Below are 22,541 nucleotides of genomic sequence, written 5' to 3' on the forward strand. Positions count from 1 at the left end.
CACGCTGACGTTTTTGGTGCTGTTGAAGCCTGCAGTGGAGCGGAGGCCGTCATGATTGCGAAAGTCGCGACGACCCAGGTGTGAAGACAGAGCCCGCGACAACGGTAGAAGCAATATGTGATTGGTGCCGGTAGCATTTCGCTGCCTCTCGTGTCTTTTCAACCAAGATAGACTTTAGGACATCGGGAAGAAAGCCGGTCAGGATCGAGTAAAAAATGTGCCTTCGTCTTCAATGGCAGCTTATGGCCCTGGCTGTGTAAAAACTCGAAAATCGAAACGCGGCGAAGAATGATATTTTCCAGTCGGACCTCTCGCTATCGGGACCGAAGCGGACATCGATCGGTAGCGAGCACTGCCCGGCTCAGTCGCGAATGACCCCAAGCCGACATAAGCGGGCAGATTTCGCTGCCACGCACACGCATGGCGTACTTCATCGCCCAACAAAAAGCCCGCTGCCAATTCGCAGCGGGCTCTCGTCGCCTGTCGCGTTCGAGATTTAGAAGTTAACCCTTATCCGACCTTCGGCACGTAGATCGGGGGGTGCTGGTAGATGTCCGCGGCGCTTGGGCCGGGGGGGCGCTTCGTTCCGTCCGGGTCTTGGTTGATCATGCCGCCAGCGACCCCGTCGAGTTCGGCTTCGATCAGTTCACGTATTTCAATTTCAAGCATTTCAATCATGACTTTCCTCCTTCAGTGGGCTGCATGTGAACAGGATCTCCGGATGGTGTTTTTCTGTCTGTGACAAAAATCATGGTAGCGCCGCGCTCGTCCGGGTCGATGAAGCCAAAGCCGCGCTGATGATTGAAGAAGCGCCCGCGCTACGGCGCGGGACCCCGCAAAGGCAATACCCTGTGAAGATCCTGTTGGACGATCCCGAGCAGTCGAAGTTTCCCACGGGGCGCAAGGCATCGCGGCGATCTACACAAGCGGTGAGACTGGCGCGTGAGCCGCATTCCGTTGCTGGGGGACAAGCGGAAGTAGGCTGGTCACCGCGCGAAGTCGCCTTTTGACGCGAAGGCGACATCCGCTGCGCCTTGCGATATTCAAAAAGCCAGGGGGTCTGACCATGCAGCTTGCAAAGCCCCTACTCGCGGCATTTGCCTTGGGCAAGCATGGTTGCGCTGCCGGCGCATGCGGAGCTCGACGTCGCGAGCCGGACGCAATCGATCGAGACTTCCTTCGAGAGCGAATATCCAAAACTCGATGCGCTCTACATGGACGTCCACGCCTATCCCAATAAAGCGCGTTAGAAATGAAAGAGGCCGCCAACTGAGGCGGCCTCAAGTGGCTGAGCGCACGCTTGTTTCAGACGAAACCGGGATTATCTGCTGCCACCTTGGCAATTTCGGCTGCCGTCACGATTTTCCCCGGGATTTTGAATCGTCCGCCACTTACTGAGTCCAGCTCATCGATCGTCAATTCCTCGCTTCTCAATTCGCGATTTTCGCTACTCGGTTCGCTATTCAGATCCGTCATGGCATTTCCCACCTGTTTCAGGACGGGACCATTCCCGCCTCGATCGACAAGGCTAGGACGGTTCCTAATTAGTTGCTGTGCTTAATGTCACACAAGCAACCGGCAAATTAGGACAGTGCCGGATTCAACCTAGTATTCGTGCTCTGGCGTCCCCGCTAAGTCACGCTTACGCGTGAGAACGAAGGCACTTCCATTTTGGTTAGCGCAAACGAGGTGATCGAATAGCGTTTGCTTTGCTGCGATGCATGAGTCCGGAAATGGCCGATTCTGTTGAAAAAGGCGAAAGTAACGCCACGGCAAAAGCATCGCTGAAATTAACTTAGAGCGAGCTCCGGCAAGAAAAGCCTTCGTAGTAAAGCTAGGAAGATGACTGAGCGATCCTGACTATGTCGACGCGATCCCCCACGTCCCGCTGCGACAAACGCATCAGAAGACTTCAGAAAATGGGCATGCTCGCGACAAAGGCCTTTTTCAACAGAATCGGCCCTAATGCGAAGTGCGGGCGAACTGTGAAATGGTCCGCTCATCGGAGTAGACCAGAAGTGACTGCCCGACTTCCAAAATGGCGCTTTTGACCTCAACCGACGTTGTTCGACCTCAAGACGATCTGCGCCCGAGCCCACGCTCAGTTTCCAAGTGTGCTAGCTTGAGTAATGATGCCTTGCCGGGACCCATGGAGCCGTTGATGAGGCGACGCGAACTCATCCTTGTGGTTGCGAGCGCTGCTGGCTGCTTCCCATTTGTTTCCCGCGCGCAGCAGCCCGCACGGACGTATCGGATCGGCGTGGTGATGCTGTACCCCGAGAGCGATCCGCAGGGACAGCTCCGCGCCGCGGCGTTCCGGCTCCAGCTCGAGAAGGCTGGCTGGAGGATCGGCGGAAATCTTCAGATCAATATTCAATGGGGCACAGGCGATGCCAACTGGATGCGGTCCGCCACCGAGCAGGCGTTGGGTCAGAAACCGGACGTGCTGCTAGCAAACGGCGATGCAGCCGTGGTGGCGAGCCGGTTGACCAAAACGGTTCCAGTGATCTTCATTGGCAGCGGCGATCCCGTGGCCGATGGCTTGGTGCAAAGCTTGGCCCATCCGGGCGGCAATGTGACCGGCTTCACGGTGTTAGAGCCGGGTCTGGGCACGAAATTGCTCGGGATGCTCAAGCAGGTCGCGCCACACGTCGCGCGCGTCGCCGTTCTATTGAACCCCGACAACGCGACGCACAAGCGTGTCCTCGCCTTGCTGGAGGCCGACGCCGCCAACTTTGCTGTCCAAATCGAGGCGGCGTCGGCGGTAGAACCGGCAGAAATCGAAACGGCCATGACGCGGTGGGGAAAGGGATCGGATTATGGCGTGATCGTGCCGGCCGATCCGACGACCAACTCTCGGCGCAAACTGTTCATTGAACTGGCGGCACGTTACCGATTGCCAACAGTCTACGGATTGCACGCCGCCGTTGCTGATGGCGGCCTAATGTCCTACGGCGTCGATTTGATCGAGTTGTTTCGACAGGCGGCAATCTATGCAGACCGCATCCTCAAGGGCCAGAAGGCCAGTGATCTGCCTGTGCAGTTGCCGACCAAATATGAAATGGTGATCAATTTGAAGACCGCAAAAGCGCTCAGCCTCGAGGTGCCGACCTCACTGCTTGCAACCGCCGACGAAGTGATCGAATGAATTGTAGGAATGTCGGGTCATGGCCCTTCGCGTCATTTCGTTGCCGTGCAGTAAGCTGGTCGGTTTCGGGGAAGAGCAGACATCGAAGGGCCGCCGAAACCCGGAGAGCCAGTTGAGAATGACCCACTTCAGACATCGGCAACCCAGCAATATTTACTGCGGCGGCACCCGCACGTCTTTCAAGTTCGAGTTTGGACAATTAAACTGTCGCGCTGCAATCCGTGGAGGTCCGCATGCACCGGCGTGATTTCATCGGGCTGATCGGCGCGACCGCGTTGAGTATCCCTCGACCCGGGTATGCCCAGAAAAAAACGAACATGCCGTTGGTCGGGTTTTTGCTGGTGCAAAAGCTGGAGACCTCAGTCGCTAAAGATAGAATTGCCGTGCTTCGGAAAGGCCTTCAGGAGGAGGGTTTCATCGAAGGGACGAACTATTCCCTTGCCGTGCGGTCCGCCGAAGGAGACCTAGATCGTTATCCTCAGCTTGCTAGGGAATTGGGCTCGCTCAATGCACGCGTGATAGTCGTATCAAGCTCCCTCTATGGGTTGGTAGACTCAGTGTTGTGCAGGGTCGGATCGTACCGCGGACAAGCGACCACAGCGGATATTGCGCGTCAGTGCGAAGCGGCTCACGAATTTCGTCGATCTTTTCCGGAGCTGCCGCTTGTTTTTTGCAACATTGCTGCCGACCTTGTCGATTCAGGCGTGGTCCAAAGCTATGCGCACCCGGGCGGGATGCTCACCGGAATCGTGATGAACGCAGTCGGTGGCGAAGAAGCGATGACCCAAAAGCGCATCGCGTTTTTCAAGGAGCTTGTCCCTAATTTGAAACGACTCGGTATGATAGGGCCCGCGCCCGCTCACGGGGCGTTGGCGATGCAGGAGAAAGATGCCCTGCAAAAGGTGTCCGCCCAGTTGGGCTTTGAGTTCGTTCACTACGATCTCGATACCCTTGACGATCTGGACAGCGCCGTTGCAGCGGGTCTTCGTGATGACGTGAGCGCGTTCTACATCTCGGGCGAGGGCATGATGAATGATGTTTCACGCATCGTAAGTTCCGTAATGGCCTCCGGGAAGCCGAGTGTCGCTCCGTATCCGTACTGGGGACAAGCCGGACTTCTGATGAGCTATGCGACCGACCCGCTCGACGCTGTGCATCATGCGGCCATCTATGCCGGAAAAATATTGCATGGCGCGAAGCCCGGCGATCTACCGATTGAGCAGGCGAGCAAGTTTACCCTCGTTATCAATCTCAAAACCGCCAAAGCGCTCGGCATTACGGTGCCTTCCTCGTTGCTGGCAGTCGCCGACGAGGTGATCGAATAGGATCATGTCGCCTTTTGGCCCTTCGCATCATTTCGCGGCGATGCGGAGTTTGGTCGCTATCGGGGGCATAGCGGACATTGGGTAGGACGCAATCTCGACTTGCGAGAACGCATCCTCAGCGGACGTGGTGCCTATCTTGCAACCGCAACGCCGAATTTTCTCCTGGCAGATATCCTCGGTAATTGCGGTGGCGCGTACCTAGGTTCCGCTCGCTCTGCACAGGACCCGGACAACCGGTACGCCGAAGAGTGATCTCTGCGGAGCGCGAATTTGTTTCGACCCTACGCCGCCGACGTTGCCGAGCTGTGCGGCGCTGTTGCTTTTGCTTTCGCGCGAGACCAATTCGACAGGCCGCGCGGAATAGGTCCGGCTCAACATCTGAAATTGACGCTCGCAGGACTGTTAGCCCGGCGCGCCACGGCTGCCCAAGCAAACGCCGCCAGTCGCTCCAAATGAAGGTTTTATGACGCATTGGGCGTGTGTAGCGAGCGCCTCGCGCTGATCTTCTTGTATCCAATTCCCACACTGCGACCGAAAAGCATCTGTTTGTTGCTTATCGGGCAGACAGGCGAATCTGTTTTGTTTCAACATTTGCTTGCCGGATACAGTGATTGGCTGGAGAGACGAAAGTGGATCGTTCCCTGATAACTGACATGCCGCGCGACAAATATGTCGGGCGGTGCAAGCAGCGAGCCTTCGACTATCTCGACCGAGACGATCTTAAAAGCGCGGTCGGCTCGTTTGTCAGCGGTATGAGCGCACGTCCCGATTGCGAATTGCCGCACCACTTAGCTGCCCTCGGCGTTTTGCTGCTGATGGGGAACGATGTGCTTGGCTGGAGGACGCTGATTGAAGGAGTTAGGTGATGATCGCTCGCAATGGGTGAATTTTCGTTCGCACCATCTCACCGGGTTTCGCCAGCCATGTGGCTCGATGCGTGCAACAGTAGGTGAGTCGCGCCTCTTTTGCTCCGAGCAACTCAACTGCTTGAGCTGTCGCTCTTGCGTCGGCGGTAGTTTGTGCCCCAGTCGCATCGTAGGCGCTTGGCTAACGCGGCAGCTGTTCCCTCAGCGTCGGCCGCGTTGTCGTGCAGGCTGTAGGCGGTCTGCTCAAAACTACCATCGATGATTATCACATAGAACTCGTGCTTGCCCTCGCAATCAACCCGAACGTGTTCGGGATCGTCGATCCGCAGCCGACCAAAGTCGGTGTGATCATCGAGGTGGACGATGGACATCAGCGCATCTCCTCCGCAATACCGTGCACCAATTTGGTCGGATGACAGTATAGGCTGGGGGAGGCGGGTTGTCTGGGTATCCTACAGCCTTGGTGGCTTCCCGGAAGGAAAGCGGGACCGTTCATGTCAGATACATCACTTGTTCGGCTATACCTGAGCTGGCTCAAGCATCCGGCCCACGTCTGCTTGGCCCCCAACAGCGTCACGGGAGCAGACATTCCGGGACCGCCGCTCTGAGCCATCACCGGACTCGTGCAACGCAGCAAACCGCATCTCTACTCGATCACCTCGTCAGCGCGGACGAGCAGTGTGGGCGGCACGGTGAGGCCGAGTGCCTTGGCAGTCTTCATGTTGATGATGAGCTCGAATTTGGTCGGCCGTTCAACCGGCAGATCGGCAGGCTTCGTGCCTCTGAGAATTTTATCGACGTAGCCGCCTGCACGGCGGAGCAGATCGGGGAAATCAGGGCCGTACGCCACCAATCCGCCTGCGGCAGCTTGTCGTCGGAGCAAAAAGTTTGTCGGCAGATGATGCTTCGCCGCGAGTGCGACAACTCGCGGAGCATGCTGAAAGGTCAAAGGGTCGCCAATATCAACAATCGCATCGGCGTGCTGGGCGGCGGCAGAGGCAAAGGCGGCGTCGAGTTCCTCGACCGTGCGCGCCTCAACTATCGGCAGAGCCACGCCTAGTTTCCGGGCTGTACGGGGTATCTCCTCGGCCAATTCCAGCCTGTGGATTGGGTTGTCCGGATTGGCTAAGAGCGCATTTTTCGAGGCGCCAGGAACGAGCTCTCGGAGGATTTCTATACGTTTCCCGATGAAGTCCCCAGGTGCGATGGCCGTAAGACCCGTTATGTTGCCACCTGGACGCGATAGGCTTTGCACGAGGCCAATCCCCACGGGATCGGCCACAGCCACGAACAAGATCGGAATATTGGCAGTTGCCGATTTCAAGGCTAAGGCTGCCTGCGGGCTGCTGCAAACGATCAGATCGGGCTTGAGGGCGACGAGTTCGGCAGCGAGAGCCGGTAGGCGCTCCGCGTGGCCTTCGAAATATCGATTGTCCATGATCAGGTTTTTGCCCTCGATCCAGCCGTGATCACGCATTCCCTCCTGCCACACCTTGGTGATTGCCAGATTTTGGGAGTTGTTAAGGGTGCCGACCCGGCGAGGCATCCCCTCTGCCCGCGAACGCCGTGGCGAAATGAGCAGTGCCGCAATAGCGACTATGAACTCTCGCCGCTTCATTCGGTGCTCTCATCGCAGCTTGAGGAGACGGGGTGCAGACTATCAGGTCTCAATGGTCGTCGCACTCAGCGCGAGTCAAATGCTGCGTCGCAAATGCCGCCGTGGCGCAAGACGGCTATGGATCAAAAGCGGCGGTTCAACGCGACATCATACGACTCGGGTCTCCCGCAGACGGCCGACATGGCGACAACATCTCCGTTGATCAGCTCGGCCACAAGCGGAAAATCGATTTTTCGCGTTGCTCGGAATTCAAACGGCGGACTGAATAGGCGATATCTGACGCCGGCAGCGGCCTGTATCTTAGACTATCGCAAATCATCGAGAACAAACGCGGCTGTCTGACTGTACGCGTCTTCGTTCGGGCGATGCATGGTTACGCCATTGCGCTGGGCGCGAAAGCCCATGGCCAAAAGATGTCGATAAGCTTTGGGGCGACTGGCATTTACACATGCCACGACTTGTTTAAGCCCTTCGTCCGCTGCCAGCCTTCCGCAGGCAGTGAGCAACCGATTAAAAGGCATTTCAGTATCCGAGCCAGGATGAACCGCAGCGAACCTAATCAGGCATGAGCCGGCTCCTGCAGGGCTCTTGGGGCCGTATTCGCAGAGGGCCACCGCCTCCACCCGTGAACCATCCGCAAGAAAGACGCTGTCGCCGTGCCCATGGCTCTGAGCGGCTCGTATTTCTGTTGTGAGATCCAATCCGTCGCGTACCTCAGTGGTTAAAGCTCGGCATGCGTCAAGCCAATGCGCTTGATCTGTGTCGGCAATGGCCGAGTAGCGAACCGATTCTCCCATCGTCTCATTGAGATTGACTGGATGGGTCATGATCGCGGTGAGGAATCGCGGCCAGAAACCAAACCTCTGATACAAGGCAATGTGTTTCGTGCTTTCGGCAAACGTGAAGAAGGCTAGGTGCCGAGCTCCCAATGCATTCAGTCGCTCGAGCACTGGGGGAATGAGTAGCCTTGCGGCCCCGCGATTCCAACTGTCCGGGTGTGTTGAGATTGGTCCGAATACTCCCAAGCTTCCCCAACTGGTACCCAGGCTGGATCCAACGAGCCGGTCTTCAATCCACGCGCCAAAAGCCAGCGAGGGATCTGCGATCCAACGACCGGTGACGAAGTCGCGATCTGTCCAAAATGTATCCGGCTGCATCCCGAACTGTGTCGCAAACGCGCGACGCAAGATTGCGCCTGCTTCGGGCAAGTCGCCCTCGCTCAAAGGCCGTATCGATATGCTCTGAGACGCTTCTTCCACAGCGCCGTCCTCGTCGGAGCCGATGGCAGGGAATAGCCGTTTGCTCCAATTCCCGGATGTCGCACCGGATAATAACTCTTGCCGCCGGGCTTAGCTACGGCAGTTCCTTGCTTTCTCACTCAGAAAAGCGAGTATCGGTGGCACGGATGGCCATGTCGCCTTCGGGTCTTGGCTGTGTGAAAAGGCCTAGACACTCGAGCCCGATAGAACAAGTTATTCGTCCAAGACCGCTCTAGCGCTCAAGCTCGCAAGCGATTTCAACTTAGATGACGAACTGCAGAATGTAATTCTAGCCGTGTTTCGATCCTTCGCGTTTTTACACATGGGGTAATTCCGGGCCAGAGCCATACTGAAGCTCTGAGAATCAGCTCTCCAAGAATCGATGAGGCTCACCTCTTGGGCCCTGCAATGATAGGAGAGCTGCAATGGAGTGCTATGTCGGACTGGACGTTTCTTTGAAGCTAACGGCGATCTGCATCGTTGATCGGACAGGAAAGATCGAGCGCGAAGGCGTGGTTCGTTCCGACCCCGAAGCGATCGTAGCATTCATTAAGTCAAACGCGCCGCATGTCGCGCGGATCGGACTCGAAACAGGGGCAACTTCGACATGGCTGTGGACCGAGTTGAATAAGCTGGGGCTGCCGGTCATCTGCATCGACGCCAGGCACGCCAAGGCGGTTTTGAAAATGCAGATCAACAAGAGCGACCGCAATGATGCCGTAGGCATCGCCCGCATCATGCAATGTGGATGGTATAAGGAGGTGCGCGTCAAAGACCTCGACAGTCATGCGGTGAAGGCTCTGCTGGTCAGCCGGGCTCTGCTCGTCAAGATCAAGCGGGATCTCGAGAACCAAATCCGCGGGCTCTTGAAGAACCTCGGGCTGGTTATTGGCCCAGCAAAGATGAACGTATTTGCATTGCGTGCTGCGGAGCTCATCAAAGATCGGCCGGAACTCGCCGTTGCGGTAACGCCGCTACTCACCGCCCGAATGGCCATCGAGCAGCAGGTTGCGGATCTCGACCGCAAGGTCATGAAGCTCGCACGCGGCAATGCTCAAGTGCGACAGTTCATGACGGCACCTGGCATTGGTCCTGTCACGGCTCTTTGCTTTCTTGCAACGATCGATGACCCTACGCGCTTCAAAAGGTCAAGAAGCGTTGGGGCCTATGTCGGACTAACGACCCGAAGATACGCATCCGGCGAGATCGACTGGACGGGTCGAATCTCGAAGTGCGGCGACAAAATGTTGCGCGGCTATCTCTACGAGGCAGCCAATGTGCTGCTCACACGCGTAGCAAAATGGTCAGCCCTCAAAGCCTGGGGCACGCGGCTTGCAAAACGAAGCGGGCTACGCAAAGCCAAGGTTGCGGTCGCGCGAAAGCTCGCGGTCATTCTGCATCGCATGTGGATCGATGGTACCGAATTTAGATGGTCGTCAAAGGAGACCGCCATGCAAACAGCATAGCAACTAGCGAATTCCCGCCGACCACCGGCGGGATCCAAGGTCCCTGCCGGGACGCTGGCGTTGGTGCGATCGCCCCTGGCTTTGCGATGCTCAAAAGGCAAGCGCGCTTCACACATTGATCCGCCAGCGTCATCCTACGCCATCATGCGGAGGGCATGCCCCTACCGCGGAGAGAACCATGAACCCGGCAAGGATGTGTTTGGAGAGTCTTGACCGCAGGCCCGGAATTAGAGAACAGCCAGGGTCAGATTCGGAACAACTCGCTTTGAGCACAACGAGTCCGCTTTACTGGAGGTCCGCGTCGGGCCAGAACCGGACAATCTGTCATCACCTCTGATTGAAGGACGTTGAGCTGGCAAGCCGTCTTACTCTGGAAGGGCGAGGCGAATCAACCACTGGTCGAACAACGCCTGATGTTCGGGCTTCCGGACGCGGCGGAAGATGTCACGTACTTGCGAACTGCGAAGACCGGGATGAAGGGTCTCAATTCGCTGAAGCAGCTTCTCGGCATCGCCGTTTCGCCCCTGTTGGCGGGCAATATCTAGCGCATCCAGCAGGCCGCTAAGATTGTTAGGGTCGAGGGCTAGCAACCGGTTCACGCACATCAGCCACTGATCTTGCCGTCCCAATAGAAAGCAAGCCAAGCTGGTGCCAGGAAGGATGTGCGTGACTAGCATGAGCCTGTCGAGCGGATTGAGCCGCGCGGAGCGATCGAAAGCCTCGCAGGCACGCTCCGGTTCGCCCTGCCAATTGTGGATCCAGCCGAGGACGGCCCATGCCATGGAAATATTCGGATTAAGGCTGACCGCGCGCTCGGCCAGGATCATGGCCTTCTCAAGATCGTCGCTCAAAAATGTGACAGTGAGGGCACAAAGCGATAGCACCATCCCGTCATCCGGAGCCAGCTCGGCCGCGCGGCGTGAAAGCTCCAGCGCCTTTGCCAGTCGACTTTCCCCGAGATCTTGGCCGTAGAGAAAGCGCTGCACCACGTAACAGGTCGAGAGCGTGGCAACTGCAGGAGCAAAATCCGAATCAAGCGACAGCGCTTGCTGGTACTCCTCCTTGGCCTCATCGAGCGTGGCAGGCGAGAATTGAAAGAGCAGCGCATTGCCGCGGAGATATCTATCGTAACAGCTCCACGTGCTCGGCGGCTTGCGATTCGCCAGGGCTATTTCAGCCTGCATCAGGCTTGGCAAGATGGCGCCTACAACACTTCGGGTCACCTGATCCTGCAGGTCGAACACGTCTTCGAGCTGGCCATCAATCTTCTCGGCCCAAATATGGGCGCCGGTGGCAGCCTCGATCAGCTGTCCGGCAATGCGAAGCCGCGATCCTGACTTTCGCACGCTGCCTTCTAGCACGTATCGCACGCCGAGTTCGCGTCCGATCTGCTTAATGTTGGCCGCCTTGTCCTTGTAAAAGAAGGACGAATTGCGCGCGATCACGAACAGCGACTTGAAGCGCGACAGCGCGGTAATGATGTCCTCCACCACGCCATCTGCAAAATACTCCTGTTCGGGGTCGCCACTCATGTTGTTAAACGGCAGCACCGCGATCGAGGGCTTGTCGGGAAGGGGAAGCAGCTTGGTCACCTCGGCAGCCGAATTAGTGGTAGCCGGCGAAACCACCGAGCGCACCGCATAAATCCGCACGGGCCGGTCGATGTTTTTCAGCGATCTGTCTCCGAGATCGTGAAACATGAACTTCGTCTTGCCTCTGACCTGCTCGAATGCGCCGCCGGACACGTACACGCCGCCGGGCTCACATTCGTTCTCGACGCGCACCGCGATGTTGACCCCATCGCCAAAGATGTCGTCGGTATCCATGATGATGTCGCCGATATTAATTCCGATTCTGAACTGGATGGGGGGCACGCCCGTTTCAGCGCTTAGTTCGGCCATCTTCTCCTGAACCGCCATCGCACAGGTCACGGCATCAACGACGCTGGCGAACTCGACCAACATGCCGTCACCCGTCGTCTTCACGATGCGGCCATGATGAGCATTGATGGCGGGATCGACGATCTCGCGACGATGCGATTTGAGAGCCGCCAGCGTCCCGACTTCATCAGCGCCCATCAGGCGCGAGTAGCCCGCGACATCGGCTGCGAGGATGGCTGCAAGCCGGCGTACGACCCGCGCCTCGGCCATTTAGTGCGCTCCGGGTCCCAGGGTAACAGCGGAGCAAGTCTATTGGTCAAAACGGGGGTGTGTCCATCACCGCTGTGGGTCATGCGAAGAACTCAAGTGAGCAACTCTCGGCCGCTGTGCCCCGCTAAGCGGGCCTCAGCGAGAGCTGCGGCCTCGTCGCTGCTGGGCCCAACAGCAGACCTCTCTGGTCTAACGCGGCCGACCGGCAGCCCTGAGCCGCCCCCATTCGCAACGCTAATTGCACATTCGCGAAACCGAACCAAGGCGGTAAAGCACAGCTCAAACTTCGTTTTTCCGAAGTCAGGAGCGGCTTCCCGAAGCTCGCAACTTGGCTAGATCCGTCCCTGTTTGGTGAAAGTGCGAGGGCATAGGGCCAATACTTGCTTTTACCCTCCCGTCCACTCGGCTAAACTGGCATCGTTTCGCAGTGCGGGGATGACCATGGACATCCCACTGATCACGAGGCGTTTAGCTGCGATTCTGGCAGCGGATGTTGCCGGCTATAGTCGCCTGATGGCGGCGGACGAGGAAGCGACCCTGAGGACCCTGGACGCGTATCGTCGCACGATATCCGACCTCATATCTGAACATGCAGGGCGCATTTTCGGATCCGCCGGAGACAGTGTGATTGCCGAGTTCAGCAGCCCAGTGCAGGCCGTGCGCGCCGCAGTCGCTATCCAGCGCGCGCTTGTTCGCCGTAACGCCGATCTTCCCAGCGAGCGGAGGATGGAATTTCGAATTGGCGTCAATCTCGGCGACGTGATGGTGGACTGCGACAACCTGCTCGGCGACGGAGTTAACGTTGCTGCGCGGCTACAAGGCGTCGCCGACCCGGGTGGAATTTGCATCTCTGGTGCGGTGCGCGATCAGATCGAAGGCAAGCTGAACTTTCCCCTGATGTCGGTCGGACAACGATCGCTTAAGAACATCTGTCGTCCGGTTTCGGTTCATTCCGTGGATTGGCGGCTCCAGCATCCGGCGGCCTCGGGCGTTTTGAGCGGCGAGCTTGCGCTACCGGACAAGCCATCGATTGCTGTGCTCCCGTTCTCGAACATGAGCGGCGATCCCGAGCAGGAGTACTTCGCGGACGGCATCACAGAAGACATCATCACCGCTCTGTCCCACCACCGATGGTTCTTTGTCATCGCGCGAAATTCGACGTTCGTCTACAAAGGGCGAGCTGTCGACGCGAAGCAGGTCGCTCGCGAACTTGGCGTGCGGTATGTCCTCGAAGGAAGCGTAAGAAGATCCGGTCAGCGTGTGCGGATTACAGGCCAGCTGATCGAAGCGGAAACCGGCAATCATCTGTGGGCCGAGCGGTTCGATCGCGACATGGCTGACATCTTCGCTATCCAGGACGAGATCACGCAGTGCGTGGTCGGCGCGATTGAGCCAGAGATGTTACTCATCGAAGGAAAACGAGCCTTTCGCAAGAGCGTCGGCAATTTGGATGCGTTCGATTGCTGCATGCGCGCGATGTGGCATTTTTCACAAAAGACCCCCGAGAACCACGACCAGGCCGTCACTCTGTTGCGGCAGGCGATCAGGCTTGACCCAACTCTCGCCCAGGCACACATGGCGCTTGCACGCACGCTAAACAGCCGGGTTTGGGACGGCTGGAGCGGCGATCTCGCAAACGACGCATCTGAAGCTCATGCGGCTGCGGCGCGCTCGGTCGCGATCGATGACCGCGACCCCTATTGCCACTACGCGTATTGCTGGACGAGTTTGGTGATGCGAATGCACGCGCAGGCGCTTGGCGAGGCGCAGCGTTCCATCGACCTCACCCCGAATTTTGCGCTCGGTTTCCTCGCACTTGGCCTGGTTCGGGTCTATATCGGAAACTTCAGTGAAGCTCTTGGTGCTCTGCTGCGTAGCCTCCGTCTGAACCCGAACGATCCTCAAGCCGGCAGCTTTCTCGGCTTCGTCGCGCTGGCTCATTATCACCAGGAGAACTACGAGGAGGCAGTCCATTTTGGTCAGCTTGCGAACCGTCCGCGCCGGTTTTACCCAGGCCTCAGAACTCTCCTGGCAAGCCTCGGCCAACTTGGACGTACCGAGGAAGCCCGACCGTTACTAAATGATTTCCTCTCCCGTCCGGCGGACCCGCAGCAGCTGTTCGACGTTACGACCCCCTACCTTGACCCGAAATACCGGGAGCACCTCGCAGACGGCTTGCGTCGTGCGGGCGTAACCAACATACGGTGACAGTCGTTCGGTCGAATGGCTGGTCAAACCCTCTTAAGGCAACGGCTCTCTGCGACGATGCAGAAGTAGTCGCTGCGAGCCGCCGGCTCTGACAAAGGGGAAAACCATCGGGAGGCCGAAGTCGCCTAAGGGTCAACAGGCGAAGAACTCAATGTGAGCAAATCTATTCCGCTTCACGCGCTGAGCGGACCTCGACGAGGCGCGCGGCCACTTCGCTGATGGGCCACATGCGGACATTGTCATTCGATCACCTCGTCGGCCCGGGCGAGCAGCGCCGGCGGAATGTTCAGGCCGAGCGCCTTGGCGGTTTTCAGGTTGATCACCAACTGGAACTTGGTCGGCTGCTGGACGGGTAGATCCGAAGGCTTCGCGCCCTTTAAGATTTTGTCGACGTAGTCCGCAGCGCCCCTGTGAAGTTCGCGATCATCAACGTCGTCGTAGGCCATCAGTCCGCCGTTCTCCGCAAACGCAGCGTAAGGGTAAACTGCCGGCAAACTGTAGCGAGCAGCGAGTTCGGTCACTACTGCCCGCGCGTTACGGAAGATGCTCTCGGCCGTGGTGAGAACCCCCTGTGCACCCACCTTTCTCCCAGTCTCGAACGCCGCCGGAAGGTCGTCAGGTGCCTTGATGTCAATGACTTGCAGCGTCACCCCCAGCGACGAAGCCGCTTCTTTCATAGCTTGGACTTGAAGTGGCGAAATGGGATCAACGAGGTATGCGAGCACAAGCACGCGCGAAAGTTCGGGCACCGCCTCTTTCAGAAGCTCTAGGCGCTTCGCGGCGAGCCCTGACGTCATTTGTGACATGCCGGTTATGTTGCCCCCAGGGCGACCCAGGCTGTCGACGAGCTTTGTGCCGACCGGATCGCCAACCACCATCACGATCGGGATGGTGGTGGTTGCATCCTTCAATGCATGGGCGCCGGGTGTTGTAGTCACGGCAACGATGTCGGGCTTCAGGTGGAGACACTCAGCGGCGAGTTCGGGATACCGATCGCTCCGACCGTCGGGGTGCAGGTAGTCGATGGTAATGGTTTCTCCATTTACATAACCAAGTTCGCGCAACCTCTCGAAGAACCCTTCGAAGCGCTTTGCCGGAGACTGCGGCGTGCCAGGGTCAAAGGTGAGAAAGCAGAGCCGAGGAATTCTCTTCAGCGATTGCGCCGCTGAAGAAAAGGGCCAGGCGAGCATCCCACCTGCGACCGCGATAAAGATTCGCCGCCGCATCTGAACTCTCCCATAGTGTCCAAGTCAGCAACCTAATGCGCCTGCGCGTTCGCGAGGTCGCACCCTACCACATCGTCACAGCAATGTTTCATTCCGCATTACAGCAGACGAACTTGTTATGTCGGCTATGGGGGTCAAAAGCGCATTTTTGGAAGTCATCCCATCACTTTCGGTCTTACCCCGACAAGCAGACGCTTTCAGAGCGGCTCCGTACTCCCCATGCGGGCCATCTGCAGACTCATGCAAGCGCAGCAAAAGAGCTGCTCAAACCCATTGACGCGATCCGTACGCCTCCCGATCTTGCGCGCATTGGCATGCGCCGCGCGGAATGCGCTTACCGCTGAACCGACCGAATTCGGTGGTGCGCTGATAATCTAGCCTTCTGCACGATGACCCCTGGGCTCGTCGGGCGATCTTCGTGCAGTAGCTGCACGCCAGTCGATGTGCCGTACGAGCCCCAGGATCGTACGGGTAATGGGGGTTGCTACGCCCCGCTCGTCTGCGCGGCGGACCACCGCGCCGCATATCGCCTCGATCTCGGTGGGTCTACCTGCAATTACATCTTGAAGCATAGAAGGCTTATGGTGGATGTGGTTTGCGAGCGCATCGGTCAACATCTCTTCCACATGCTGCCGCTCAACGGCAAAGCCGCAGGCGATTGCCGTAGTACAAACCTCCGAGACAATCTGAAAAGCCAACTCCCGTGTTTCCGTGTGCGCGCCGATTTGACCCACCGTGGAGCCGGTGATTGCGCAAAGGCCGTTCAATGCGGCGTTGAACGCCGCCTTTTCCCAGATCGCCGCTTCGGCATGCGGATCGATTACCGCATCGAGCCCGCTGCGCGCGAAGAGGTCGGGTAGGAGGTCCAACGTCGGCGAGGCTGGTTCGCCTGCCGCCGCAAGTCGAGCAACGCCGCGACCGTGAGATTCGACGCTGCCCGGCCCCTTGATATCGGCGGGATAAGTCGTAATGCCGATCAGCACATTTCGAGGATCGGCGAACTCTGTCAGAACGAGCTTGTTGTCCAGCCCGTTTTGCAGGCTCAATAACGCCGTGTTTGGGCCGATCGCGCTACGTATGGCGGTTAGTGCCTGATTCGTGTGGATCGCCTTCGTGAAGACGATGACGAGGTCGTAGGTGGCATTCACCTCGGAGGGAAATAGAACCGGGACGTGAATGCGGCGCTCGCCGGCATCCGTCTTGAGGTTGAGCCCATTCTGGCGGATCGATTCAACATGAGCGACGTCAAGGTCGATTAGGGTAACGTCTGCTCCGCCCTCGAAGAGACTGCCTCCGAATAAGGATCCCATTGCGCCGGCTCCGAGAACGGCGACACGGAATGATTGGCTGCTCTGGCCGGACATCGTTCCTCTTCCTGTATTGTCCAACTCTAGCTGGAGTGGACTATTGTGGAGCAACGCGGTCATTCGGCCGGCCACGCACGTCGCCAAAGAGCCAATAGGTAACATGCCGCGGAGCCTGCAAAAGTTGTTACTCTATCAGCAGCAGTCCACGCTTCTTGTTACCGTCGAACGTATTTATAGCCGCGAACAGCCGCTTTCGCTCGACTAGCCATGGCTGGTAGTCGGAATTGACATCGAGCACGAAAACTAGGTCCTCGGTTTCGAGATAGCCCCCGATGGGCGAATGATGTCCAACACCAGCACCAAAAATTTGCGCGCGATCGAAATTCACGATGTAGCGTCGGCTCGGATCGTTTGAGTGACGCAGATGCTCCAGAAACTGGTCCTCGCTGAGATCACGCAAGACCGTGACTTTCCGGCTCGTGTTGGTCCGGGCGACCTCGGCCAGCTCGTCCAGCGTGAGACCCAGGATGCACACCCCAGTCCAGCACCGCCCTGTGCCGGCCAACACCTCACCCTCCGTGCTTGCCGCCTCGCCAAGCGACCTGTATGCATTCGCAACAGCGGCAGGTCCGCAACGAGAGCCGTTTGACTGCCAGTTCACGTTCTTGTGGAATGTGGCTGCCACTGGCAGGTGCCACGCGCGTTCAATAAGCTCGGGTGTACGCGTTACCGAGGACGCTATGACTTCTGATGGCACGCGTGACTGGCCGACGACCAGGGCCCCGGCAGCTAGCAGACCCACAGTAACGACCATGCTGATGATACTGACGTAGTGCCATCGCTTCATGGGTCTGAACCTAGCGGCAGACAGTGGCACATGTTCGACTTTGCGAGCTTCTTCGAGCTCTGTGTCAGAAGCGGGCTCTCTTCGCCTCACCCATTTCCTCTTCGGCGTAAGAGCTACCGATCTAGGTCATGCTCCCTGGCATAAAGCAGCGGATGAATATGTATGGATAGTCCTCGTCGTCTGTATCGCCCTCGAAATAGACAGGCCAGACCATGGTCCGCTCGGCCTTGTTAGGCTCGCTGATGACGGAATTGTCTGGCACCTCGACCCACACCATGATTTTGGAGTCGGGGCTCTTTGGCACTCGCACGCGATAGTGACCGTTCTTCGTTTCCCAGTCGGCGTCTTCGACGACGCGGCCGTCGACAGACGAACAGCAGAGGCCGTTGCGGCTTTTCAGTTGGTCAAACCACGGCTTGAGTGGAGCATTCGCGTAACGCCCGTCGGGGTCGCGCCCCATCGCCGGCAATGGCATCAGCCACATCCCGATGGGCGTGATAAAGCCGATTAGCGGAATCCAGCGCACGATCGGCACCGCAACGCCTCCTATGGGCTTGGTATCCCGGTTGAAGCAATCTCTTATGGAATCGTCTACGTGTCCTAGGAGTATTAATATTGTTATTGCATGCTCGGCTGCATCTTTGCAGCGCTGAGCGCGTGGCGAGCGTTTACCCACATCGCGCGCGCCAACGCGTCGGGGCGGAGAAATCGGCGGACGCCAATACAACGGCTTCCGAATGCTGAGAAAGTAGCGGCGCACGTCGGATCGCGCCGCAGCCGAGAACGTTAAGCGTTCGAGGAAGTTGAATGGGCGTCCCGTCGAGAAGTCCTCGATCAGAAACTGGTGTCCAGCCAGTTCCGACCGATGCCGTTTTGCATAAGCCGACAGACCGTGGTGGAGGTCCGTCGGACTCGTCCATGCACGGCCGACGGCGGCCGCCAGCCACTCGGCGGACTGCAACGCCCAGCCGCATCCGATGCCCCACAACGGATCGATCGATAGGGCGGCGTCTCCGATCAATGCCAAGCCGGGTTTGGACACGCTGCGGTGAAGGTTCGGATAGTCGATCGTTCCCATGAATGGGGTCACTCGCTGCGCCTGCGGGAGGGAGGGCGCGCGGGGCAAGCGCTCAAACAGGCGCGCCATGGCCGCTTGCGGATCCGCCTTCCATTCCGCAGCCTTGGCTCGTGCGGGCATGGCAGCCACAAGCGTCACGCCATCGTCGTTGGGAAAGGTGTAGGCGACGTCCGGCTCTAGGAACCAGAGTTGCGACCGTGTGCCACTCGCTAGCGGCAAATTGCGAAAGTGCGCGAAATAGAAAATGCGACCGTTTGCGGTCTCTTTGGCAGGCAAGCCAGCAAGCTCCGCGACGCGCGAATTTCGTCCGTCTGCGCCAACGACCAGCTTCGCTTCAATATCGAGTTTGGCGTCGTCTTCTCCTTGCGCCGACACGCCGTAAATTTGTCCTTGCTTGATCAGCAGTTCTCGAGCCGAGAACCCGGGGAAGAATTCGACACCGGCCGTTTGCGCCGCTGTCTTCCTCAGCATCGGGTCGAGCGTAGATCGACGGATGTTGTACCCATAGGCGGGCCGACGGATCGTCTGTTCGGAGGGGGCAACGATCCATCCCCATCGCGTGAACACTTCCGCATCGTTTCGCACGCCGCCGGCTTCTTCGATCGCCCTCGCAAGTCCGAGCCTCTCCAAGGTCGGGGTTGCGCTTGCCTGGATGAAATGTGTGCAGAGCCTCTTGTAGCCCGCGGGATCGCGATCACGCTCGATCAGCGCGACGCGTGCGCCGGCGCGGCTAAAGAATATCGCCGCCGCGCATCCGGCAATACTCGCCCCGACGATTGCGATATCGTATTGGGAGTGTGAAGGCATACTTTCCTCCGAAATCCCAGTTGGGCACGAGGGGATTGCCACCACCCAGAGAGCATTTGAGCGTGCGGCGAATGTGCGCTATTTCCTCGAAATTACACCTGCAAAGGGGGATCCAATGTGATCTGATTTACATCTGCGAGAATCTTCCGAGCGCCAGGTCCGCTAATGAGACAATCCGGCAGTCCTCCTGCCCCGCCAGCGATTGAGGTTGGCAAGGCTGCCAAAGACAGCACGCCACGTCCCAACATTCCGATTTCTGTCGTTCGGCAAGAACTCGTTCCAATCTCGTTCAGTATCTTTCGGCCGCTTCCAGTATCTACCGATGAGCAGATCCATCTCAGAGCCAAGCCGGGCTTCGCATTCGCGCCAGAACCGGCTGTGAGCAGTTGCGAAAACCCGCGCACCTATTCAATAATCTCGCCGGCAGCGTTCAGCAGGCCCAGCGGCACGTCGAGGCCAAGCGCATTTGCCGTCCTCAAGTTGATGATCAACGGTAAATTGGCATTTGGATCGGAAGGTCCCCTGGCTTCTCGCCCTTGAGGATGCGGTCGATGTACCCTGCTGCCCGCGGATATTGTTCGGCGAAATCTGGCCCATAAGAGATCAGGCCGCCTGAGTCCGCGAAAGAGCGAACGAAATAGATCGCGGGGATGCGGTAGCGGGCCGCCGCCTCAATAATCACGTCACGATTTATCGTGTTGAATAGGTCTGGCATTCCGATAATGCCCGCACCTGGATTACCCGCTAGTGCGGCGATAACGCCTTCGATCTCATCCTGGGCGTGAACCGGAGCAGCACTGGCCTGGAGGGTAAACGATGACGCGCCGGCTTGAATTGAAGCCATGTAGAATTTGATCGGGACGCTTGTCGTCGGGTTGAAAAGCAGCGCCACGCGCGTCACGCCCGGCGCGATACGCTTCAGCAGTTCCAGCCATTTCCCGCCCATCGAGGGCTCGTAAAGCGCGAACCCGGTAACATTGCCGCCCGGACGTCCGACGTTTGTGACGAAACCACTGGCAATCGGATCGGCTACGGTCACGATCACGATTGGAATTGTCTGCGTCTCGCGGACAAGAGCGTTGGTCACGGGCGTGGTCACACTGAGGATTGCGTCGGGTCGCAGATCGACAAGCTCCTTTGCGAATCCCTTCATCCTATCCAGATCATCGCTGGCCCAGCGAAGTTCGATTTGAAAATTGCTGCCTTCCGTCCACCCCAGCTTCGCGAGCGCGCCCCGGAAATCCGCGAACCAAGACTTCACATCCGGATCGGTCTCCGCAAAGCCGATCAGCACGCTGACACGCCGCATGCGTTGAGCTTGCTGCGCACGCGCAGCGAGCGGCCATGCAGTCGCCGCGGCGCCCACCAGCGTCATGAAATCGCGTCGCCTCATGCGGTTCCTCTCTCTAGGCGAGACCGACACGCTACCACATCGTTAAGTGAGAGCTACGTTGTGCATCACAACAAAACTGAGCGGCTGATGACCCGCTCCGGGTCAAAAGCGGCGGTCGAAGCAAGTGCGGCACGGCGTCCGGTTTACCGCCGATTGTGTTGCAAAACTCGTTTCTGACTTGGGGCGAGCTTGGCTTTTGAGTTTCGGCGGTTTCTTTTGGTAGGGGGCGTCGGCGGTTTCCGTTTTGCTTGTGGATTTCAGCACGCGACTGCCAGTTGTGGCGGGGGACGGCAAACTAGCTTGGCCAGCCGCCTCAGGTTCTGCGCGGTGGCTGTGAGCAGCACTTCGTCCCTGGCGCCATTCAAGCCCCGCAGCCGAAGCCGGTCGAGCCTGAGAATGCGTTTCATATGAGCAAACCGCATCTCGACCTTTTTGCGCTCGCGGCGCGATTGCTCGAAGGCTTCCGTATTGGCCAGCGCACGGACACGATCGCGTACATCTTCGTTAACGTCGCGGGTAATTTTGCGCACGACCGCCGTCGTGCATTTGGGCTTCAAGGCGCAGCCAGAGCAGTCGCTCTTGCTGGCCCTGTAGTAAACGATGTGACCTTGATCGATATTGCCGGTGCTGGTCAGTTCAGCGCCACCCGGGCAAACATAGACATTGCGCTTCTGGTCGAAGACGAAGTCGGCTCGGCTAAAGGTGCCATCGGGGCGTGCCGACTTGTCCCACACCGGAACGTGCGGCGTGATCTTGCGATCCACCAGCCATTTGAGCAGTCTGACCGCGCCGTAAGCCGTGTCGCCTGCCAACCTTTTGGGGCGCAGATCGAAGCGACGCTCAACACGGTCCACCATGGTCTGGGTGACAGCAATCTCAACCGCACGGTTCGCGCGCGTGCCTACCGCATCGAGGATGATCCCGACCTTGTTGTCGATCAGATAGTTCGCATCGTAAGCAAAGAATGGATCCACGCCCGGCCTCGTAACCCATGTTGCTTGCGGATCGGTGAGCGAGACTTCCTTGGGAGGCTTGCGGCGACGGCTGCCTTCACTTGAACCGCCGCCGTCTTCATCACTGTCCTTATCGCTATTGGCGGCATCAAGCGCTGCGATGTACTCGCGAACCGCATGGGATGCTTCCTCCGCCTTTGGCCAGGTAATAGGCGGATCGCCGGGAAGTCGCCTAGTCTTGTTCACATCTGCCTTGATCAGGCTCGCATCGACTGAGAACGCTTCGCCTCCGACCAGCCCCGCCGAAATACAAAGCGCCACTACACGCTCAAAAACCCGGCGTAAGGCATCGCTCTCACGGAAGCGTTCGCGCGGCGCCCGGCAGAACACCGAGTGATCAGGGATATGATCTTCGATGCCGAGCTTGCAAAACCACCTGTAAGCCAGATTGACCTGGACCTCGGCGCAGAGCCGACGCTCGGAACGAAGTGCAAATACGTAGCCCAAGACCGGCATCCGGATCATGAGCACCGGATCAATCGAAGGCCGGCCAGTGTGCGAGTAGAATGGAGCGAGTTCGTTGTGCACCCAACTCAGGTCCAGCAAACCGTCGATTTGCCGTACCAGGTGATCAGCCGGCACAACCTTGTCGAGATCAAAGGAGTAAAAGAACTGGCCCTGACCGCTCTCCTGCCGCCCTAACATCCGCTGCTCCCGCAAATGCCGCCTCAAACCGACGGAATCACGGTTCGCGAGTCGCCTCAACCGGAGTTTTGCAACACAATCCCATTGAAAGCGGACCTGCCAAAAGAGCCTACTCCTCTCAAGGTTGGGGCGGGATTCGGAATGACTACGATCTTGAGCAGTTTCCGCGACTACAACTGGCTTGG

19 protein-coding genes are annotated in these 22,541 nt (G+C 58.2%); 7 read left to right on the forward strand and 12 right to left on the reverse strand.

Annotated elements, in window-relative coordinates; genetic code table 11:
* Positions 1-510: 510 nt before the first annotated feature.
* Positions 511-678 (reverse strand): hypothetical protein, encoded by a 168-nt coding sequence (locus tag Q2941_RS44240; protein ID WP_458196487.1) that lies wholly within the window; start codon positions 676-678, stop codon positions 511-513.
* A 26-nt stretch (positions 679-704) separates the two neighbouring features.
* Here Q2941_RS44240 and Q2941_RS44245 point away from each other — a divergent pair, with 26 nt between their 5' ends.
* A complete protein-coding gene (locus Q2941_RS44245; protein ID WP_458196488.1) occupies positions 705-1,010 on the forward strand; it encodes a hypothetical protein in 306 nt (101 codons plus the stop codon).
* Between the two features lie 102 nt (positions 1,011-1,112).
* The gene (locus tag Q2941_RS44250) at positions 1,113-1,250 is read left to right on the forward strand and encodes a hypothetical protein (RefSeq protein WP_254107552.1); all 138 of its coding nucleotides are present in this window, start codon (positions 1,113-1,115) and stop codon (positions 1,248-1,250) included.
* Between the two features lie 55 nt (positions 1,251-1,305).
* Here the strand turns inward: Q2941_RS44250 and Q2941_RS44255 are convergent, their stop codons facing one another.
* Positions 1,306-1,476 (reverse strand): bacteriocin, encoded by a 171-nt coding sequence (locus Q2941_RS44255; protein ID WP_458196489.1) that lies wholly within the window; start codon positions 1,474-1,476, stop codon positions 1,306-1,308.
* 685 nt (positions 1,477-2,161) lie between these two features.
* On the opposite strand from Q2941_RS44255, the gene Q2941_RS44260 reads away from it, so the two are divergent.
* The 3 genes from Q2941_RS44260 to Q2941_RS44270 all read left to right on the forward strand — a co-directional run bounded on the left by Q2941_RS44260 (position 2,162) and on the right by Q2941_RS44270 (position 5,339).
* The gene (locus Q2941_RS44260; RefSeq protein WP_458196490.1) at positions 2,162-3,148 is read left to right on the forward strand and encodes an ABC transporter substrate-binding protein; all 987 of its coding nucleotides are present in this window, start codon (positions 2,162-2,164) and stop codon (positions 3,146-3,148) included.
* Positions 3,149-3,381: 233 nt separating this feature from the next.
* The gene (locus Q2941_RS44265) at positions 3,382-4,473 is read left to right on the forward strand and encodes an ABC transporter substrate-binding protein (protein WP_458196491.1); all 1,092 of its coding nucleotides are present in this window, start codon (positions 3,382-3,384) and stop codon (positions 4,471-4,473) included.
* Between the two features lie 629 nt (positions 4,474-5,102).
* Positions 5,103-5,339 (forward strand): hypothetical protein, encoded by a 237-nt coding sequence (locus tag Q2941_RS44270; RefSeq protein WP_458196492.1) that lies wholly within the window; start codon positions 5,103-5,105, stop codon positions 5,337-5,339.
* A 113-nt stretch (positions 5,340-5,452) separates the two neighbouring features.
* Here the strand turns inward: Q2941_RS44270 and Q2941_RS44275 are convergent, their stop codons facing one another.
* From Q2941_RS44275 to Q2941_RS44285, 3 genes are all read right to left on the reverse strand, one after another.
* Complete coding sequence (locus tag Q2941_RS44275; protein ID WP_458196493.1) at positions 5,453-5,710, reverse strand: hypothetical protein; 258 nt, start codon at positions 5,708-5,710, stop codon at positions 5,453-5,455.
* Positions 5,711-5,985: 275 nt separating this feature from the next.
* Positions 5,986-6,957, reverse strand: coding sequence for an ABC transporter substrate-binding protein (locus tag Q2941_RS44280; protein WP_458196494.1), 972 nt, complete (start codon positions 6,955-6,957; stop codon positions 5,986-5,988).
* A 305-nt stretch (positions 6,958-7,262) separates the two neighbouring features.
* Positions 7,263-8,165 (reverse strand): GNAT family N-acetyltransferase, encoded by a 903-nt coding sequence (locus Q2941_RS44285; RefSeq protein WP_458196495.1) that lies wholly within the window; start codon positions 8,163-8,165, stop codon positions 7,263-7,265.
* A gap of 476 nt (positions 8,166-8,641) precedes the next feature.
* Between Q2941_RS44285 and Q2941_RS44290 the strand changes: the two genes are divergently transcribed.
* Complete coding sequence (locus tag Q2941_RS44290; RefSeq protein ID WP_458196496.1) at positions 8,642-9,682, forward strand: IS110 family RNA-guided transposase; 1,041 nt, start codon at positions 8,642-8,644, stop codon at positions 9,680-9,682.
* Positions 9,683-10,047: 365 nt separating this feature from the next.
* Here the strand turns inward: Q2941_RS44290 and Q2941_RS44295 are convergent, their stop codons facing one another.
* The gene (locus Q2941_RS44295; RefSeq protein WP_458196497.1) at positions 10,048-11,832 is read right to left on the reverse strand and encodes an adenylate/guanylate cyclase domain-containing protein; all 1,785 of its coding nucleotides are present in this window, start codon (positions 11,830-11,832) and stop codon (positions 10,048-10,050) included.
* Positions 11,833-12,267: 435 nt separating this feature from the next.
* Here Q2941_RS44295 and Q2941_RS44300 point away from each other — a divergent pair, with 435 nt between their 5' ends.
* A complete protein-coding gene (locus Q2941_RS44300) occupies positions 12,268-14,040 on the forward strand; it encodes an adenylate/guanylate cyclase domain-containing protein (RefSeq protein WP_458196498.1) in 1,773 nt (590 codons plus the stop codon).
* 239 nt (positions 14,041-14,279) lie between these two features.
* Here the strand turns inward: Q2941_RS44300 and Q2941_RS44305 are convergent, their stop codons facing one another.
* The 6 genes from Q2941_RS44305 to Q2941_RS44330 form a co-directional block, all read right to left on the reverse strand.
* Positions 14,280-15,266: an ABC transporter substrate-binding protein gene (locus tag Q2941_RS44305; protein WP_458196499.1), complete on the reverse strand. Its 987-nt coding sequence runs from the start codon at positions 15,264-15,266 to the stop codon at positions 14,280-14,282.
* 374 nt (positions 15,267-15,640) lie between these two features.
* Entirely contained in the window at positions 15,641-16,630 is a 990-nt protein-coding gene (locus Q2941_RS44310) for a ketopantoate reductase family protein (RefSeq protein WP_458196500.1), read from the reverse strand.
* Positions 16,631-16,757: 127 nt separating this feature from the next.
* On the reverse strand, positions 16,758-17,420 hold the full coding sequence (locus tag Q2941_RS44315) for a phytochelatin synthase family protein (protein WP_458196501.1): 663 nt from the start codon (positions 17,418-17,420) through the stop codon (positions 16,758-16,760).
* 121 nt (positions 17,421-17,541) lie between these two features.
* Positions 17,542-19,305, reverse strand: a complete 1,764-nt coding sequence (locus tag Q2941_RS44320) for an NAD(P)/FAD-dependent oxidoreductase (RefSeq protein WP_458196502.1) — start codon at positions 19,303-19,305, stop codon at positions 17,542-17,544.
* Between the two features lie 487 nt (positions 19,306-19,792).
* Positions 19,793-20,698, reverse strand: a complete 906-nt coding sequence (locus Q2941_RS44325; protein WP_458196503.1) for an ABC transporter substrate-binding protein — start codon at positions 20,696-20,698, stop codon at positions 19,793-19,795.
* 257 nt (positions 20,699-20,955) lie between these two features.
* On the reverse strand, positions 20,956-22,356 hold the full coding sequence (locus Q2941_RS44330) for an IS1182 family transposase (protein ID WP_458196504.1): 1,401 nt from the start codon (positions 22,354-22,356) through the stop codon (positions 20,956-20,958).
* Positions 22,357-22,541: the final 185 nt, after the last annotated feature.

Source organism: Bradyrhizobium sp. UFLA05-153, assembly GCF_054185185.1.